General features: G+C 48.8%; 19 protein-coding genes. 8 read left to right on the top strand and 11 right to left on the bottom strand.

Translation table 11 applies throughout. The features are described from left to right. Window positions 1-17: 17 nt before the first annotated feature. A complete protein-coding gene (locus BN3003_RS13475) occupies window positions 18-353 on the top strand; it encodes a phage holin family protein (RefSeq protein WP_058357177.1) in 336 nt (111 codons plus the stop codon). Continuing rightward, complete coding sequence (locus tag BN3003_RS13470; protein WP_058357176.1) at window positions 350-907, top strand: glycoside hydrolase family 19 protein; 558 nt, start codon at window positions 350-352, stop codon at window positions 905-907. The genes BN3003_RS13475 and BN3003_RS13470 overlap by 4 nt, the downstream gene beginning before the upstream one ends. A gap of 212 nt (window positions 908-1,119) precedes the next feature. On the opposite strand, the gene BN3003_RS13465 is transcribed toward BN3003_RS13470, so the two are convergent. From BN3003_RS13465 to smpB, 7 genes are all read right to left on the bottom strand, one after another. Beyond that, on the bottom strand, window positions 1,120-2,229 hold the full coding sequence (locus BN3003_RS13465; protein ID WP_147645442.1) for a hypothetical protein: 1,110 nt from the start codon (window positions 2,227-2,229) through the stop codon (window positions 1,120-1,122). Window positions 2,230-2,326: 97 nt separating this feature from the next. After that, window positions 2,327-2,695, bottom strand: coding sequence for a hypothetical protein (locus BN3003_RS13460; RefSeq protein WP_058357174.1), 369 nt, complete (start codon window positions 2,693-2,695; stop codon window positions 2,327-2,329). Between the two features lie 125 nt (window positions 2,696-2,820). Continuing rightward, a complete protein-coding gene (locus BN3003_RS18475; RefSeq protein WP_082625671.1) occupies window positions 2,821-3,030 on the bottom strand; it encodes a helix-turn-helix domain-containing protein in 210 nt (69 codons plus the stop codon). 96 nt (window positions 3,031-3,126) lie between these two features. Then, on the bottom strand, window positions 3,127-4,299 hold the full coding sequence (locus tag BN3003_RS13455; RefSeq protein WP_058357173.1) for a tyrosine-type recombinase/integrase: 1,173 nt from the start codon (window positions 4,297-4,299) through the stop codon (window positions 3,127-3,129). Between the two features lie 180 nt (window positions 4,300-4,479). Continuing rightward, a complete protein-coding gene (gene guaA, locus BN3003_RS13450; RefSeq protein WP_058357172.1) occupies window positions 4,480-6,036 on the bottom strand; it encodes a glutamine-hydrolyzing GMP synthase in 1,557 nt (518 codons plus the stop codon). Between the two features lie 14 nt (window positions 6,037-6,050). Continuing rightward, the gene (locus tag BN3003_RS13445; protein ID WP_058357171.1) at window positions 6,051-6,398 is read right to left on the bottom strand and encodes a hypothetical protein; all 348 of its coding nucleotides are present in this window, start codon (window positions 6,396-6,398) and stop codon (window positions 6,051-6,053) included. A 16-nt stretch (window positions 6,399-6,414) separates the two neighbouring features. Continuing rightward, on the bottom strand, window positions 6,415-6,870 hold the full coding sequence (gene smpB, locus BN3003_RS13440; RefSeq protein ID WP_058357170.1) for an SsrA-binding protein SmpB: 456 nt from the start codon (window positions 6,868-6,870) through the stop codon (window positions 6,415-6,417). 473 nt (window positions 6,871-7,343) lie between these two features. Here smpB and BN3003_RS13430 point away from each other — a divergent pair, with 473 nt between their 5' ends. The 6 genes from BN3003_RS13430 (at window position 7,344) to BN3003_RS13405 (ending at window position 12,906) form a co-directional block, all read left to right on the top strand. Next, window positions 7,344-7,778 carry a type II toxin-antitoxin system RatA family toxin gene (locus tag BN3003_RS13430; RefSeq protein ID WP_058357168.1) on the top strand — a complete coding sequence of 145 codons (435 nt, stop codon included), beginning with the start codon at window positions 7,344-7,346 and terminating at the stop codon, window positions 7,776-7,778. Further along, window positions 7,768-8,058, top strand: coding sequence for an RnfH family protein (locus BN3003_RS13425; protein WP_058357167.1), 291 nt, complete (start codon window positions 7,768-7,770; stop codon window positions 8,056-8,058). The genes BN3003_RS13430 and BN3003_RS13425 overlap by 11 nt, the downstream gene beginning before the upstream one ends. Then, window positions 8,055-8,636, top strand: coding sequence for an aminoacyl-tRNA hydrolase (pth, locus tag BN3003_RS13420; RefSeq protein ID WP_058357166.1), 582 nt, complete (start codon window positions 8,055-8,057; stop codon window positions 8,634-8,636). Before BN3003_RS13425 ends, pth begins: the two co-directional genes overlap by 4 nt. A gap of 390 nt (window positions 8,637-9,026) precedes the next feature. Beyond that, a complete protein-coding gene (locus tag BN3003_RS13415) occupies window positions 9,027-9,599 on the top strand; it encodes a TetR/AcrR family transcriptional regulator (RefSeq protein ID WP_058357165.1) in 573 nt (190 codons plus the stop codon). Continuing rightward, a complete protein-coding gene (locus tag BN3003_RS13410) occupies window positions 9,596-10,498 on the top strand; it encodes a DMT family transporter (protein ID WP_058357164.1) in 903 nt (300 codons plus the stop codon). Before BN3003_RS13415 ends, BN3003_RS13410 begins: the two co-directional genes overlap by 4 nt. A 356-nt stretch (window positions 10,499-10,854) precedes the next feature. Continuing rightward, a complete protein-coding gene (locus BN3003_RS13405; protein ID WP_159061455.1) occupies window positions 10,855-12,906 on the top strand; it encodes an SEL1-like repeat protein in 2,052 nt (683 codons plus the stop codon). A gap of 183 nt (window positions 12,907-13,089) precedes the next feature. Here BN3003_RS13405 and ppk1 read toward each other — a convergent pair whose 3' ends face one another. The 4 genes from ppk1 to BN3003_RS13385 all read right to left on the bottom strand — a co-directional run bounded on the left by ppk1 (window position 13,090) and on the right by BN3003_RS13385 (window position 18,368). Continuing rightward, the gene (gene ppk1, locus BN3003_RS13400; RefSeq protein ID WP_058357163.1) at window positions 13,090-15,147 is read right to left on the bottom strand and encodes a polyphosphate kinase 1; all 2,058 of its coding nucleotides are present in this window, start codon (window positions 15,145-15,147) and stop codon (window positions 13,090-13,092) included. A gap of 104 nt (window positions 15,148-15,251) precedes the next feature. Further along, window positions 15,252-15,524: an oxidative damage protection protein gene (locus BN3003_RS13395; RefSeq protein WP_058357162.1), complete on the bottom strand. Its 273-nt coding sequence runs from the start codon at window positions 15,522-15,524 to the stop codon at window positions 15,252-15,254. Between the two features lie 64 nt (window positions 15,525-15,588). Further along, a complete protein-coding gene (gene argA, locus BN3003_RS13390) occupies window positions 15,589-16,911 on the bottom strand; it encodes an amino-acid N-acetyltransferase (RefSeq protein ID WP_058357161.1) in 1,323 nt (440 codons plus the stop codon). After that, window positions 16,908-18,368, bottom strand: a complete 1,461-nt coding sequence (locus BN3003_RS13385; protein ID WP_058357160.1) for an MJ0042-type zinc finger domain-containing protein — start codon at window positions 18,366-18,368, stop codon at window positions 16,908-16,910. The genes argA and BN3003_RS13385 overlap by 4 nt, the downstream gene beginning before the upstream one ends. Between the last annotated feature and the right edge of the window lie 34 nt (window positions 18,369-18,402).

The raw sequence follows: 18,402 nt of genomic DNA, 5'->3' as shown, positions 1-18,402 counted from the left end.
TTTTTTATGGGGTATATATGGATGATTTAATCACGCAGCTTAAAACATGGGTACTTGTTGCCGCGTTGTCGATGTTTGGTGGGATGGTGGATGCAATTCGGCGCTATCCCAAGGAGGGTACGAAAATGTCACTTAGCGTATGGATGATAAAGACGCTTGGGGATTTGTTCATTGCGTCATTTGCTGGATTCTTAACATTTTGGCTGTATTTGGATTTTACAGGCTCAGCAGAGATGACGGGCATCTTATGTGCGTCAGTATCCATGTCAGGATACCTGGGTGGTAAGGCGATTGATATTTTTACTGCCGCATGGGAGCGGGTAATCAGCAATCGAAGTGAGGGCATGAAATGATTAATAGGCCGCAATTTTTTGCATCCATCCGCTCTCTATTCAAAAGGCTGTCACAATCCCAAGTTGATGGCCTTAATTTTTTGCTTGATGCGTTTGAGCAAGATGGTGGGCTGTCCGCGCAGGAGATGGCCTACATGCTGGCTACTGCTTATCATGAAACAGCCGCAACCATGCTGCCGATTGAGGAATATGGCAAAGGGCGAGGGCGCAAGTATGGCCAGAACATTGATATAGACGGCTCGCGCTATGTTGGCTTGCCACATGTTTATTATGGCAGGGGTTACGTCCAATTGACATGGCTGACTAACTACAAACGAGCAGGCGACAAGATTTGTGTGGACTTGGTGAATCATCCTGAGTTAGCGTTAAATCCGACATATGCGGCGCAAATCTTGATTGCTGGTATGCGTGAGGGATGGTTTACGGGCAAGAAGCTGTCTGATTACATCAATGCAAAGGCAGACTATGTGGGTGCGCGTCGAATCATTAATGGTACGGATAAAGCAGAATTGACAGCAGGGTATGCGCGTCAGTTTGAAGCTGCACTGAAGTGACAAAAGCTCCGATTGGGGCTTTATTGATTTGACCAAAATCAAAAATTTATCTATAGTGCATTCACTGCTGAGCAAGCAGCTTTTAAATATTACGACATTCAAGTGAATCACTACTGAATAAGCAGATTAGAAAAGCTGCTATTATTTTAAGAGTGCTCATACTGCTGAATAAGCAGCCTAATTTAAAGACCCCGCTTTGTGCGGGGTTTTGTTTATTCGCCTGTACTTGTCCACATTAAGCAATTCCCATCAACATGTTCAAGCCTGAAAAAATCAGGCGGACTGCCCAACTTGATTAAAGAAAACACTGGCTCCGCCCATGCATGCGGGTAATTTCGCGCCAACTTCTTGGGTCTTGGCTGCTCAAGTAGGGCATAGCCTGATTGCACCAATTTGGCGGATCGCTGATTGATGGCCGTTATGTAGCCTCTCCAATCGTCAGATTCAAAATCATCAAATTGGGCATACCAAAAATACGGGGGCAAGTCGTTGTTTGATACAAATCTTGCTTGCTGCTCAAACAATGAGCCGCCGCACAGGCGTTGCAATTTGTCACAAGCGGCAATGATTGCTTGAGCTTTGTCCGCGTCATCGCATGCAATAATAATCGCTATTTCGGCATTGCTTGTAACCTCATTGCTCACAACCATCGGCATGGCTTTTTGATGCTTGAGCGCAGTGCGATGTGAGTTAGCACCGCGTGATGCGTGGGTAAGATTTTCGATATTCTTAATGCCAAATCCGAATGACAAGGCCAAGCCAGTCTCACGCTCAAGAACATGCACTGCGCCGCCAATGCCCGTAAGCGCTGGTAAACCCATGCTCACATAGCAAGCTGACATGTTAATATTTTGAGCGTAGGCAGTGAACAGCACAAATGATTTGTGAAAGCGGCCGCTGTACATATCGCCTGTGCACTTGTTGTGCTGAAGCTTGATAAATCCACGCTTTGCTGCAATCGGGTCGCCGTGATTAGACGCCGCAGCGCCTACAGGTTGCAAGCAGTGCCAATGGTGGCTGGCTAATTTTTCTTCATTTAATGCCTTCATCACAGCAAGGCTAGGCACAGGTGTCACGGCTGCATAATCATTCAAGTACGGCACCAACAATTGCTTAATGCGGCCGTCTTCAATATCTGGCAATTCGATGCCAATTTCGTCTAATGATAATTGCTGAGCGTTGGCCTCTGCCGCCTGTTCGCGCTCGTGGCGTATGTCGGCGGCGCTAAATGGCGCGGCAAAGTAAGTCAGTGGCAGTAAGTGGCTGCCAAAAATGGCGGGGTTGGATACGCCAATGCGGGCGCGGATGGGTTCTTGTTTCATGCGCGAATCAATGGCTTTGTTGGAATGAGTGGCTATCATGATGGTTTTCCTGTGGATCGTAAGACAAAAGCCCCCTTGGGGGCTTGGCTTAATTTACTTATTTGAAATACTCAAATCCATTCTCTTTTAAGTATTCGCGATTGTTTTCTAAGCCGTTATCATTTTCCAAACACTCTAAAAATTCGCGGGCTGTGAATTCTGATTCCACATACTCTTGGAATGCGGCATCTTCTTCCGACCAGTCATAATAGTTATCAGGCCAAGAACAGCCAGCTTCATCATCATTTCCATGTAAGCAAATCATTACGATACCTGTATCGCCCACTTGTACTGCCACGTTTGCGCCGTATGCGTTGATTTCTTCGCCATCGCCGCGTATGAAAGATTGATTGAAAAATTGAATTTCGTGGATTTCGGTAGAGAAACCATCTTGAGCATTGATGTTTACGATTTTTTTGGTAGTCATTTTGTTATTCCTTTTGTTTAAGACCATTTAAAACCGCTGGCCTCTTGCGGGTGGATGCTGTTGTTTGCTGCCATGTGTGTATATTACTGCGTTAAATGCAGTAAAACAAGCACTGCTTTTGTTGTTTACACATCTTTACAGTACTTCAGCAAGCACTTTTCCCAATCCGCAAGCTGCATGTCTGCATGACTGGTCTTGTCTGTACTCATTAGCCAGCGTTGCACTCGATTTAACGGATATCCGTTTTCTTCTGCCCAAGCTGTCTGACTCAATCCAGTAGATTCGATTAATGTACGCAAGTTGTTTGGTGTGTATCCTATTTCGGGGAATTTCATGATGCTTTACCGTGATTATTGTTATTGCACTTAATGCAGTAGTATAAGATGTGACCGCAAAATAATCCAATCTTTACATTGTGCGGTGCGATTAGGCTATTTGACCCATTCGTCAATCATATCAGCCCAGTCTTGCATTAAGATTCGACGCTCGGACTCATATTCTGCTTTGTTGTACACACCCCTAACACTGCCATCAACGTGTGCTAAGCACTTTTCGATGTGGTCAGTGTTGTAACCCTTTTCATGCAAAATAGTTGATGCGGTTCGTCGAAAGTCATGAATAACAAACGGCTCAACTTTTCCATTTAGTTTTTCAATGGTTTCATTTGCGCCGCGATTTGTGCTTGAAACTGCCATTGGCTTTGTCTTGTTACCTCGAGCAGGGAAAACAAAATCAGAGCCACGCGAATAAACTTGCAAATCTTTCAGGCGCGAAATTACCTGTTCAGATAAGTAGACATTGTGAGCGCGACGAGCTTTCATGCGCTCAGCAGGAATTGTCCACATTTTCGATTCAAAATCAATTTCATCCCATTTTGCGTTTACCACTTCCGATTTTCTCAGCATGGTATAAAGCAATATTTCAATTGACAATTTGATGGCGGGGTATAGCTCAGACTCATTTAATTTAATAATAAATTGTCTTATGTCGTTTGACGACAAAGCTCTGTTGCGAGAAACTTTTGCATAAATTCCTTTGCTGATTATTGCAGTAGCTGGGTTTGGAATATCCATTCCCTTTATAATCGCAAGATTGTAAATTTCATTGAAGATGGTCTTTACTCGCACTGCTGTTGTGGGTGCGCCACGCTCGTTAATATCTTCACACAACTTGCGTATGTGGTTTGTCTTAATTTCAGAAAGCAATTTATTTGAGAAATTCGGCTCAATATCTTTCTTGTATGTTGATATTTTCATTTTGAGCGTGCCAGCCGCAAAACCTTGGTTAGCATCTAGATATTTTTTCCACCAAGCGCCAAGCGTGTTCTCGCTTTCAAATTGCCGCTTGTCCTGCTTGTGCTGACTTGGGCTAATACCATCTGCCAGCAATCGTTTGGCTTCTAAGAGCATTTCACGCGCACGAGCTAGCGTAACAATTCCATACACGCCAATTGTGTAGGTCTCTCTGCGTCCATTGATTTTGTAATCGTAGCGGAACGTCTTTGTGCCAGTTGGCAGGACGACAAGATACAAGCCGTCACGGTCAGTAACCCTGTATTGTTTCTCTTGTGGCTTTAAAGCCTTGATTTTGGTGTCATTTAGCATGGCGATACAGTATCAGAATGGTGAATTAATAATAGCATATCGACGATACTGTGTGTGATACTGTATTTTAAGTGAGATGAGATGAGAGGCTATGAGAAGCAGTGATAAGAAAAGCCCCAATTAAATCAGGGCTTTTAAGTGATTATGAGAAGCTGTGATAACTAAAGATTAGCTTTGCTACTATTCCCATTCGATGGTGGCTGGTGGCTTACCAGACACGTCGTAAACCACGCGGTTGATGCCACGCACTTCGTTGATGATGCGGTTAGACACAGTACCCAATAAATCGTAAGGCAGGTGAGCCCAATGTGCGGTCATGAAGTCGTTGGTGATTACGGCGCGCAAAGCGACCACGTAATCGTAAGTGCGGCCATCGCCCATTACACCGACTGATTTCACTGGCAAGAATACGGCAAACGCTTGGCTGGTCTTGTCGTACCAAGACACGCCTTGTTCGTCTTTGAAATTGCGCAATTCTTGGATGAAAATGTCGTCAGCACGGCGCAATAAATCAGCGTATTCGGCTTTGACTTCGCCCAAGATGCGTACGCCCAAGCCTGGGCCTGGGAATGGGTGACGGTAAACCATTTCGCGCGGTAAACCCAAGGCCACGCCCAATTCGCGCACTTCGTCTTTGAACAAATCGCGCAGTGGTTCGAGCAATTGCAAATGCATGTCTTCTGGCAAGCCGCCGACATTGTGGTGCGATTTGATGGCGTGGGCTTTGTTTTTCTTGCCGCCGGCCGATTCAATCACGTCAGGGTAGATGGTGCCTTGTGCCAACCATTTGGCATTGGTCAATTTGCCCGATTCGCGTTGGAACACTTCCACGAATTCGGCGCCGATGATTTTGCGTTTTTTCTCAGGATCGGTTTCACCGGCCAATTTGCCCATGAAATCAACCGAAGCATCAACATGGATGACTTTCACACCCAAGTTGCGCGCAAACATGTCCATCACCATTTTGCCTTCATTCAGGCGCAACAAGCCGTGGTCAACAAACACACAAGTCAATTGGTCGCCGATGGCGCGGTGGATCAAGGCTGCAGCGACAGAAGAATCCACGCCGCCTGACAAACCCAAAATCACATCGTCAGTACCGACTTGTTCGCGGATTTTGGCGATGGCTTCGTCGATGTAATTGGGCATGGTCCAGCTTGGTTTGACCGCGCAAATGTCCAACACAAAGCGGTTTAACAACTCACGGCCTTTGATGGTGTGGGTCACTTCGGGGTGAAATTGCACGCCGTAGAAGTTTTTGGTTGGGTTTTGCATGATGGCAATCGGGCAGCTTGGGGTATGGCCGACTACGTCAAAGCCTTGTGGTAATTTGGCCACTTTGTCGCCATGGCTCATCCACACTTCCAACATGTGGCTGTCGTCGCTCAAACCATCGGTCAAGCGGTTAGGCTCAATCGCCACTTCGGCGTAACCAAATTCGCGTTGGTTGCCTGGCGTCACTTCGCCGCCCATCACATGCGCCATCCATTGCATGCCGTAGCAAATGCCCAATACCGGTACACCCAATTCCAATAAGCCAGTGTCGGCTTGATAATCGGATTCATACACAGAGTTAGGGCCGCCAGACAAAATAATGCCGCTAGGATTAAATGCTTTGATGTCTGCTAAAGACATGTCAAACGGGTGTAATTCACAATAAACATGGGCTTCACGCACACGACGCGCAATCAGCTGCGCCACTTGTGAGCCGAAATCTAAAATCAGGATTTTGTCCATCAGAAATTCTCAAATCAATCTTGTGGAGGAAACAGAGGGCGGGCATATTTGTCTGGCACCAAGCTGCTGCGTGAAATCAGCAATAAAGACCCCAAGACCACCATGCCCACCGATAAAATGTGGGAAATGCGAAACCATTCTTCGTAATACAAATACACGGCCGCGCCCAAATACATTAAGAAAGGGCCGGCAACCAACGATTGCTTGTTGATGCCGTCGGTGATCAACACCACCAAACCCAAGACCGCCAAACCGATGGCGATGATGGACGAGGTTTCTGGCATCAAATCGATGGATTTGATGAACCACAAACTGCCCATCACGATTAAAAACAAAGGAATAAACAAAGAGCGACTGCGCATGTTTTAGAACGCCTTCTTAAGAATCATTGTTGGAATGTTTCATGATGCGTTGTTTTTCGCGCTGCCAGTCTTTATCTTTCTCACTTTCACGTTTGTCGTGTAGTTTTTTACCTTTGGCCAAACCGATGTCGGCTTTGATGCGACCACGGCTGTAATGCAAATTCAGCGGCACCACTGTCAAACCAGCACGTTCGACCTTGCCAAACCATTTCTCGATTTCGCCTTGCTTCATCAGCAATTTGCGCGAACGGGTGACATCGGGTTTCACATGGGTAGAGGCTTCAGGCAAAGGGGTGATGTGGCAGCCGATTAAATAAAAAGCGCCATCACGGTAATACACATAGCTTTCTTTGATTTGCACACGGCCAGCGCGGATGGCTTTGACTTCCCATCCTTCTAATACCAAACCTGCTTCCAGCTGCTCTTCGATGAAGTAGTCGTGGAAGGCTTTTTTATTGCTGATGATGCTCATGACAGCGCCCCCTAAAATTACAGGCCGCTATTTTAACAGAAAGCGACGCTTACGTGGATTTTCGCCAACAGGTAATTGATGGCATAATAGCGCTTTGTTGCATCTGCACAGATGGGCAAGCATTGCAAAGCTTGCACGTGCTGGCTGTTAAGGCGCGGTGGTGCAGACAATTCGGTGGTGCAAGCGCGGTGCATGGGCGCTGTGCCAAACATATGGTATGAACGCACAAGTTCTCTAACGTGTTTGATTTCTCTGTTGATGCGGCCTGTAAAGCTCACGCTATGGTTGATAATGGATTGAAACCAGCGCTGTGATTGCTGCGTAAGGCATTGCGGTCATCAATTGACCAAGGTTTGCAGTACTTCAAATGGCGCTAACCTGTCTTGACGCTGTTGCCAATGTGCCGTGCACACGAAAAACCGCCTCCATGCCAGCAAAGAATTTTGAAATCAACCCAGATTGAAGACGAGTACATGAACACCGTTAAGAAAAATGTCTTGGTGACACACACAGCAGAGCAAATGTTTGCTTTGGTTGACGATATTGAACATTACGCGGATTTTCTGCCTTGGTGCAATCAATCGGTGGTGCACAAGCGCGAGGCCAATGTGGTGGAAGCCACGGTAGGCATAGACTATATGCGTTTGAAACAGAGTTTTTCTACCCGCAATACCAATACAGATGGCCGCGAAATCCGCATGCAATTGTTGGAAGGGCCGTTTAAATCGCTAGAAGGCATTTGGAAATTCACCCCGTTTGGCGACATCGGTTGCCGCATCGATTTTCAATTGCAATATGAATTTGCCAGTGGCTTGATTTCACACATCATCGCGCCCGTGTTTGGCCGCATTTCTGGCACCTTGGTCGATTCCTTTATCAAAGAAGCCGACAAACGCCATGGCAAATAAAATCCCCGTCGAAGTGGTGTATGCCACCAAAGAACAGCAATATGTGGTGGCCTTGGAAGTGGACGAGGGCACAACGGCTTTACAGGCCGCCCAATTAAGCGGCCTGTATGTTGAGCACCCGCACACCCAAGACTATCCACTGGGCGTGTATGGCAAGGCCGTGGCGGCCGACACGGTGTTGGAAGCGCACGACCGTGTTGAGCTATACCGTCCCTTATTGATAGACCCAAAAGAAAACCGCCGCCGCCGCGCCGCGAAAAACAAAGAAAACGAAGCATGAGCATACAATTGATTGTGGGCCTTGGTAACATCGGCCCCGAATACGCACACACCCGCCACAATGCTGGCTGGTGGTTATTGGACGAATTGGCCGCCACTTGGGGCGCGTCGTTTCGCGAAGACAAAAAATATTACGCCGAAGTGGCCAAGGCCAACACGCCCAATGGCGAAGTGTGGTTGATGAAACCATCGACTTACATGAACAAATCCGGCCAAGCCGTCGGCGCTTTGGCCAATTTCTTTAAAATTCCGGTGTCAGATTTATTGGTCTTGCACGATGAACTCGACATTCCCCCTGGTCATGTGCGCCTGAAAAAAGGCGGTGGCAACGGCGGCCACAATGGCTTGAAAGACATCCAAGCGAAAATGGGCAGCGCCGACTTTTGGCGCGTGCGTTTGGGCATAGGCCACCCCGGCGACCGCAATTTGGTATCGGGCTATGTGCTCAACAAACCCAGCCGCGACGACAGAGAGGCGATAGACGACGCCATTTGGCGCACCCGCTGTGAAATCAACGACATCTTAACCGGCGATATGGAAGCAGCCATGCGCGTGTTGCACAGCAATAATCCGAAATAAGCACGGATAGTTAATTCAGTATTTAAAAGCGGCCTGTAAACGATTTACAGGCCGCTTTTATTGGTTTAAAGCCTTACTGAATAAGATGAGGATAAAACACCTATTGCCTGCACTTGCAGCAATGCTGCCTTTAACCGACACAGAGCAAGCAGAAGTGTGTTTGTTAACCCGCATCTATGGCTGCGGATGGGTTGGGAGCCGTATTTGTACAGACAAGTAAGGCGCTGAGTATGGCCCTACATTTAGTCACAACAGCGCTTACAGGTCGCTTGTTTTAATGTTGGAATGGCATCGGGTAACACAGTCTATTGATTGTTTTGCAAAAATCATTTGGCAAATCCGCGTGAGTTGATTATTATGGGTAGACCAGTCTGTCTAGTTGAGATCAAAATGAGCACCGCCAAAGACAAAATCCTCGATGCTGCCGCCAGCATGTTTTACAACCAAGGCATTAACAGCAGCGGCATCAACAGCATCATCGCCCGTGCCAATGTCGCCAAGATGTCGCTGTACAATCATTTTCCCACCAAAGCCGATTTGGTCACGGCTTACATCGCCGCCCGCCACCAAGAATGGTTGGACTTGTATGCACTGCGTGCGCAACACGTGAACACGCCGGTTGAAGGCATTATGGCGGTATTCGATGCCTACCAAGACCATGCTGAATGCGAGTATGAAAACGGTTTTCGTGGTTGCGGTTTGCTCAATGCGGCGGCCGAATTCGGCGCTAACACGCCCGAACGTACGGCGGTCAACCTGCACAAGCAAGAAGTCGAAGCAATCTTGGCAGGGCATTTAAGCCAGTTATTTGCCGATGCGGACAAAGTCAAACACCTGTCTTTATTGTTGTCATTTGTGCTCGAAGGTGCCATCACGCGCGCAGGTTTGGCAGGCAACAGTGAACACATCGTCACCGCCCGCGCGATGGCGCAGGCCTTGGTGTTGCAAGAGGTGGCAGCATGAGTGTGGCGGCACAGCAGCATCAGCAATGGGGTTTTATGGCGGTATTGGCAGCGGCCTTTTTGTGGGGCACAACCGGCACAGCCGCTTCGTTCGCACCGCATTTAAGCCCGTTGGCCATAGGTGCCGTGGCGATGGGCGGCGGCGGCTTGTTACAAGCCTTGCTCGCACGCAGCAGCATCGCTCAGTATTGGCAGCAGATTAAAGCGCAAAAAGCCTTGTTGGCTGTGGGTGTGGTGTCGGTGGCAATCTACCCATTGGCGTTTTATTCGTCCATGCATTACGCCGGCATTACCGTCGGCACGGTGGTGTCTATTGGCACCGCGCCCTTGTTCACCGCCATTTTAGAACGGGTGTTCGACCGCAAACCTTTATCAATGTTGTGGTTTGTCAGCTTTGTGTTTGGCGTATTGGGGGTATTGTTGTTGTCGGTGGGTGAAGCGTCGCCAGATGCGGCCGCAAGCGCTGCCACTAGCGACAAAGCCTTGGGCATAGGTTTGGGCTTGCTCGCCGGTTTGACCTATTCCTTGTATTCATGGGTAGCGAAAAAACTGATGCAACACGGCATAGCCGCCAAAGCCGCGATGGGCATGATTTTCGGCTTGGGTGCGCTGATTTTGTTGCCTAGCCTGTATTTCAGCGGCGGCAATGTCTTGGCCAACACCACCCACATTGCCGTCTTGGCCTATATGATGCTCATTCCCATGTTCATCGGCTATGTGTTGTTTGGTTTCGGCTTGAAACACATTCCCGCCAGCCGCGCCATCACCTTAACCCTGTTTGAACCCTTGGTCGCCGCCTTATTGGCCATCGTCTTGGTCGGCGAACAACTCGCCAGCATAGGCTGGCTGGGCATGGGATTGATATTTGTGTGTTTGGCGCTGTTGTCGAAAGCCAAGTAAATATTGTTGTCGTAATCATTAAAGCGGCCTGTAAACCTTACTATGGGGTTTACAGGCCGCTTTTGCAGTGATTGCTTGAGCATTTTTCTGGTAATAGGATGGCACCGTCAGGGGCAAGCTGAGTGCAGGTGAAGAAAGAATTGCTTCCAAGTTTTGTTAAGGCGGACTGGCCTCAAAGACTCAAATCAAAAAAAATAGACTTGGGCTACAGTGTTGGTTTTTCTGTGATAAGGTTGGTTTGCATAAGCATATTTAAAAGCCTGTTTAGAGAAAGTGTTGAACGCACTTTGTTCAAGCTGTGCACCTGCTGAATTAGGGCACATGTGGCTTGTTAGCTGGCTTTGATGGAGGAAAAAATGTCAAAAAAACAGATTGAAACTGAATTCGATGCTGACCAAGTTGTCCTGAATCTTAAAAAGTCTGCCAGACAATACCGCTTGGCGGCGCTGCAAGGTGAACAATCGGCTCAGTTTAATCTTGGCCTGATGTATCTAAATGGTCAGGGTGTCGCACAAAGTCACACACAAGCCGTGAAGTGGTTTCGTTTGGCGGCGGAACAAGGTCTTGATACTGCCCAGTTTCATCTTGCTTGGGCATATGAATATGGTTTGGGTGTGAAACAAGACTATGCTGAGGCGGTGAAATGGTATCGTTTGGCGGCTGAGCAAGGTCTGGATGATGGACAGTTTAATTTAGGCTGGGCGTATGCTCATGGTTTGAGTGTGGAACAAGATGATGCAGAAGCAGTGAAATGGTATCGCTTGGCAGCAAAACAAGGTCTTGAGGCGGCGCAGTTTCACTTGGGTAGGATGTATGAGTATGGCTGTGGCGTGCAACAAGATGATGCTGAGGCGGTGAGATGGTATCGTTTGGCGGCGAAACAAGGTTTGGAGTCAGCTCAGTTTCATTTGGGTTGGATGCACAAATATGGTCGTGGCGTGCCACAAGATTATGCTAAAGCGTTCAAATGGTTTCGTGTGGCGGCAAAGCAAGGTGTTGATATGGCTCAGTGGCAACTGGGTGTGATGTATAAATATGGCTATGGTGTAAAACAAGATTATACAAAAGCGCATAAGTGGTACTTATTGGCTGCAGAACAGGGTATTGGCTACGCTCAAATCGGGCTTGGTGGATTGTATAAAAATGGTTATGGCATAGAAAAAGACCTAGTAAAAGCGCTGAAATGGTATCGCTTGGCAGCGGAACAAGGTCTTAAAATGGCTCAGAGCAATCTGGGTTGGATGTACAGAAATGGCTATGGTGTAGAACAAGATTATACAGAGGCGATGAAATGGTACCGTTTGGCGGCGGAGCAAGGTGAAAAAACTGCCATGACCAATGTTGGGGGATTGTATGAACAAGGCCTCGGTGTGACACAAGATTATACGCAGGCAGTGTATTGGTATCGTTTAGCGGCAGAGCAGGGGGAGAAATTCGCTCAAAATAATTTGGGATGGTTGTATAGAAATGGTTATGGGGTGAAACAAGATTATGCAGAGGCGATTAAGTGGTTGCGTTTGTCTGTGCATCAAGGATTTGATTTTGCACAAAATAATATGGGTATTATGTATCGTAATGGTCATGGTTTGAAGCAAAATGATATAAAAGCACTGAAGTATTTTCGCTTGGCGGCCAAGCAAAATCATGCACTGGCTCAGAGTAATCTTGGTGTGATGTATGCAAATGGCCATGGTGTGCAACAAGATTATGCCAAAGCACTTAAGTGGTATCGTTTGGCGGCGACTCAGGGGGAGAAAAGTGCTCAGAATAATCTTGGCGTGATGTATGAAGATGGTAAAGGTGTAGAGCAAGATTACGCAGAGGCGGTAAAGTGGTATCGACAGGCGGCGGAACAACAGAACGCCATGGCTCAAAAAAATCTTGGAGGGATGTATAAAGACGGCCATGGAGTAGAACAAGACGATGCAGAAGCGGTGAGATGGTATCGTTTGGCAGCCGAGCAAGGTCTTGCTAGTGGACAGTTTAATCTTGGCCTGATGTATCACACAGGTCGTGGTGTGAAACAAGATGATGCACAAGCGCTGAATTGGTATCGTTTGGCAGCGGCACAAAATCATGGTGTGTCCCAGAACAATCTTGGAGAGATGTACCTAAATGGCCATGGTGTAGAACAAGATGATGCAGAAGCGGTGAGATGGTATCGTTTGGCGGCTGAACAAGATATCGCTACCGGACAGTTTAATCTTGGCTTGATGTACCAAACAGGCCGTGGTGTGAAACAAAACCATACAGAAGCAGTGAAATGGTACCGTTTGGCCGCAGAACAAAATCATGGCTTGGCCCAGAAGCACCTAGGAGACATGTACCAACTAGGCCATGGCGTGAAGCGTGACTTAAAAAAAGCGGCTAAATGGCATCGAAAGGCAAAGAAAAATGCCGATAAATAATGCGTTTTCAGCAAGCATTTGGATCTTCATTGCAAATTCATTCGGCCAGAACGATACCCGTGTTGATATTCGGTGGCTAATGCAATCTCATCAATTCAGTGCAGCCTAGGGAATAAAAAGCGGCCTGTAAACCCTACTATGGGGTTTACAGGCCGCTTTTGTGCTTGATTAAACATAAACCACTTACAAACTATACTCATGCATCAAGATGGTTTGTAAATTGGTTTCGTGCTCGTTGCCAACTGGGTGGTCGCGCAGGTAAGTGCCGTCGCTTTGCATGTCCCAGGCTTGGGCGTTGTCTTCTAAAGCCAAGCTCAGGGTTTCGCGGATGACGCGTTGTTTTAATTGCGGGTCTAGTACCGGTACACAGGTTTCGATGCGGCGGAAGAAGTTGCGACCCATCCAGTCGGCGCTGGAGATAAACACTTCGCTGTCGCCGTTGTTACCGAAGTAAAACACGCGCGAGTGCTCGAGCAGGCGGCCCACCAGCGAGCGCACACGGATGTTTTCCGATAAGCCTTCTATGCCCGGCTTGAGCACACACATGCCGCGCACGATGAGTTCGATTTTCACGCCGGCTTGGCTGGCTTCGTACAGTTTTTGGATGATGGACGGTTCAATTAAAGAGTTCATTTTGGCAATGACGTGGCCGGCGCCGCCGGCTTTGACATGCGCCATTTCGCGCTCGATGTTATTGAGCAGCATTTTGTGCAGGGTGAACGGGCTTTGGAACAATTTGTTCAAGCGACTGGGCTGGCCCAAGCCGGTGATTTCCATAAACAATTGGTTCACGTCTTGGGTGATTTGCTCGTTGGCGGTAAACAAACCCAAGTCGGTGTAGAGGCGCGAGGTGCCTTGGTGGTAATTACCGGTGCCCAAGTGGGCGTAAGACTTGAGCAAGCCATTTTCACGGCGAATGATTAAGGCCATTTTGGCATGCACTTTGTAGCCGAACACGCCATACACCACGTGCGCGCCGACGCGTTCCAATTGACTGGCCCAATTGACGTTGGTTTCTTCATCGAAACGCGCCATCAATTCCATTACCACCGTCACTTGTTTGCCAGCCAATGCGGCCTGTAACAAGGCTTTGACCAAGTCGGAATTGCTGCCGGTGCGGTATATCGTCATTTTAATCGCCACCACAGCCGGGTCTTTGGCGGCTTGGCGTATCATGTCGACCACGGGTTGGAACGACTGGTAAGGATGGTGGAGCAAACCATCTTGCGCGGCGATGTTTTCAAACATCTTTTCGCGCTGGCGTAACTTTTTTGGGATGCTGGACCGGAACAAAGGAAACTTTAAATCGGGACGGTCTACCATGTCGGTGACCGCCATTAAGCGTACCAAGTTGACCGGACCATTGACCACGTACATCGCTTCATCACTCAATTGGAATTGCTGCAACAGAAAATCGCTGACGTGCTCGGGGCAGGTGTGGGTGATTTCCAAACGCACGGCTTCGCCGAATTGGCGGTCGCGCAACTCGCCTTGGATGGCGGTGCGCAGGTTTTTCAAGTCTTCTTCGTCTACCGCCAATTCAGAATCGCGGGTGACGCGGAATTGGTGGCAGCCTTTCACTTCCATGCCTGAGAACAAGGTGTCGATGTGGGCGTGCATGATGGATGACAAGAATACAAAACCGTATTGGCCGTCACACAATTCTGGCGGCAATTGCACCACGCGCGGCAAGATGCGCGGCGCTTGCACGATGGCCATGCCCGATTCGCGTCCAAACGCGTCTTTGCCATCGAGCTCGACGGCGAAATTCAGCGATTTGTTCATCAAGCGCGGAAATGGGTGCGATGGGTCCAGACCGATGGGGGTTAAAATCGGTTTCAATTCGCGCAGGAAATACTCTTCTACCCAAGCGGCTTGGGCGCTTGTCCATTCGCGGCGGCGGAAAAAGCGTATGCCTTCGTCTTGCAAAGCCGGCAGCAAATCTTGGTTGAACAATTGGTATTGGGTGGTGATGATGTTGCGAATTTCGGCGATGACATTGTGGATGACTTGCTGCGGCAATTCGCCATTGGCCAAGGCTTGGTGCGGATTCAAGCGCAATTGCTGTTTCAACCATGCCATGCGCACTTCAAAAAATTCGTCCAAATTCGATGACACGATGCACAGGAATTTCAAGCGTTCGAGCAAGGGCACACGTTGGTCTTCAGCTTGAGCCAATACGCGGCGGTTAAATGCCAACAAACTCATTTCGCGGCACAGTAAATTAGCGGATTGGGGCATGCTTATTCCTCAAAATAAATCTTATAAATGATAATGTACTTATTTGACAGCTTGGTGACAATACAGGCCGTAGCGATAAAAAAACCGGCACGAGCCGGTCTTGATTATGCAGAAGGAGGGGTGTAGCCGCTGATGCCGTCTACTTGCTCGCCAAAGAAGTAATTTTCCATTTGACCGGCAATGTATTCACGCGCACGCGCATCGGCCAAGCTCAAACGGTTTTCATTGATGAGCATGGTTTGGTAGCTGAGCCAACCATTCCAAGCTTCTTGTGACACATTTTCAAAGATTTTTTGTCCCAAAGCATTGGGCAAGGGCGCAAATTTCATGCCTGGCAACTCTTTGCCCAATTTGACACACTGAACCATACGAGTCATTTGTATTCCTTAATAGTGCTGCTGATTAAACGCTTATTGTAAACGAAGCCGCCGTTTTTGCCCATCAAAGCGGCAACAGATACACATGTGAGCCGCGGCCGTCTTGGTGGTATTGGCGTTGGCGCTCCAATGGGATTTGCGCCAAAGTCGCATCTTGAAAGCCGCGTTCGCTAAACCATTCACCGGTATGGGTAGACAGGCAGAACAGCGTTTTCAATTTGGCCGAACGCGCTTGTTTTTGCACATGCTCCAGCAACAATTCGCCATAGCCGCCTTCTTGCGCATCGGGAGATACCACCAAACACGCGAGTTCGCCCATATTGCTGCCTTGGAAGCGTTTCAGCGCCACACAGCCATACACTTGCTCGTCGTGTTCCAAAATCGAAAACTCATCAATGTGGTTTTCCAAATAATCGTGGCTGCGGTGTACCAACACGCCTTGGTCTTCCAGCGGCTGTATCATGCGCATGATGTCGGGGATGTCATCGCTGATGGCTTGGCGGATGTGCACAAACGCGTGTTGCGCAAACGAAGTGCCAGAACCATTTTTGGTGAACAATTCGCTGAACAAGCTGCCTTCGGTGTGGGCACCGATGTATTGCACCCGTTTCACGCCTTGCTGTAAGGCGCGCAAAGTCGATGGCAACAAGCGCTTGATCGCTTTTTGCTGTGGCACCGCTTCAAAAAACGCCGCCGCTTCGTTGGCAGACAGATTGCGCACCAATGCGCCATCGGCATCGATGATGCCGGCTTCTTCATTGATGAACACCAGTTTTTCGGCACGCAAACCGATGGCCACTTCGGCCGCAACCTCGTCCATGGACAGGCTGAAGGTCTTGCCACTGAGCGAATGGCCGATGGGACTGACCAAGACCATGCAATTGTGTTGCAACAATTGCTTGATGAGGGTGAAGTCGATGCGGCGTATGGTGCCGGTATAGCCCATGTCGACGCCATCGATGACGCCCAAAGGCTTGGCGGAAATGAAGTTGCCCGATACCAAGCGGTTGCGCGTGCCGTATTGTGGCGAATTGCTTAAGCCTACCGACAATGCCGCTTCCAAATCAAAGCGCACCTCGCCACAGGCTTGTTTGACCTTGACCAGTGTTTTTTCATTGGTGATGCGGCGGCCTTGGTAAGACGGCAAAGTGGCGTGGCTCTCTTGCATCAAATCATTGATGTATTTGCGCACACCGTGCACCACCACCACTTTGATGCCCAAGCTGCCGAGCAAGGAGATGTCTTGCGCCAAGGCTTGAAAAGTCTCGGCGGCAATGACGTGGCTGCTGATGGCCAAGACGATGGTTTTGTCGCGCAAATAATGAATATAGGGCGCTGCCTCGCGGAACGCCCGTACAAAAGAATCGAGTTCTGTGTGTTCGGTCATGGGGTGAGTAACAAGAAATAATAGAACATCTGAATAATGAGCACCAAAATCGCCACGATACAGGCCACCGTCCATATCGTGTGCTCATTGTGATTGCTTTGTTGCACGATGGTGGTGTGGGTGGTTTCTGGGTTTTTGTGTGGCAAGTGCTCTTGGATATCGATAAACGACAATTGGCTGTGGCTGCTGCCATCATCCTCTAAGGTGAACACCAACATGCTGTTTTCAGGCAAGCGCATGGCGACGGTATTGCTGCCGCCGTCGTGCATGCGTTTGGCCGCCGCAATCGGTTCACCGTTTTCATCTAGCGTGGTGTTATCGGCCTGTAAATCAGGATTGCCCAAGATGGACATGGCTTGGTTTTGGTTCAAGCTGTTAAAGAATTGGGTAAACCATTCTTTATTGGCATCGTAATCGGGCGCGATGACATCGGCTTCGGTCAATGGTGCTTGGGCGCGTTCGTCTGCTTGTTCGCGCACCAACAATGATTGCAATTTGCTTTGGTGCGAGCTCGGTTTGTTGGCTTTGCTGGGCGCAGGTTCGCTGCTGTCATCAGTAACACCGTCGAGGCTGAAGTCTTCTTGCAGTTGAAACACAAAGTCGTCGGCATGGCGGGTGGTGGTGGCCGCTGGTGCTGCAGGAGCTTCGGCGGCGGGCTTGTTGTCGGCGCTGAGCACCGTTGCACCTGCGCCTTGCAAGGTGGCCAATATGGCATCGGCAGCGGCGGTGGCGCTTTCGCTTACAGGCCGCTTATTCGCCGCTTGCTTGTTCTCACGGTATTTTTTCACCATGTCATCGCTGTCGGCAGCACTGATGTGCTCCATCAACACCGCTTGTGGCCGCGCATCGGCGTCCACATGCAATTGTGCTTTGTGGTTTTTGAAGCCGTCTTCCAAATCGATGGACTCAAAAATGATGTCGGCTTCATCGTCCTCATGCGCTTCTTGGTGTTGGTTTTTGCGTGATAACAATTTGGCAAACAAGCCGCTGCTTTTGACTTTCTTCGCTGCTACTGGAGAAGTTTCATCGGCATCACCGGTAGCTACAGCCGCTTGGACAGCGCCTGTTTGTTCGCTAGCTGGCGCTTGGATGCTGGCATCGGCCGCCAAGCGCTCGAAAATATCGTCCAAGACGGAGGTGTCGCTGGGAGTATCCAAGCTGTCGATATGGGGAGTAGTTTGGGTGTTTGTTTGGTTCAGGTCATGATTGGTCATGACTTGTGGGTGTGCGGTAATGGTGACCGGTGTCGGCGTCGCACTCGGGGCGATGGACGGTTGATCTACGATTAATTTGACTTGATCGGGTTTTAACAAGTTACCACGAGCGGGGTAAGTTTGGTCACATTGTCGACATTGCACCAAGCCTTTGGCGGCCTGTAATTGTGCATGACTGATTTTACGAATAGTTGCGCAGTGTGGGCACTGTGCGTGATAAACCACTTGTGACGTTTCGGTCATAACTCACCTAATGACAAAATAAAAGGTTAACCTG

Origin of the sequence: Vitreoscilla massiliensis (assembly GCF_001457815.1) — a bacterium.
In the GTDB taxonomy this organism is placed as follows: domain Bacteria; phylum Pseudomonadota; class Gammaproteobacteria; order Burkholderiales; family Neisseriaceae; genus Vitreoscilla; species Vitreoscilla massiliensis.
Note: the sequence above shows the minus strand (reverse complement) of the source record. Positions and strands in the feature narration are given on the sequence as shown.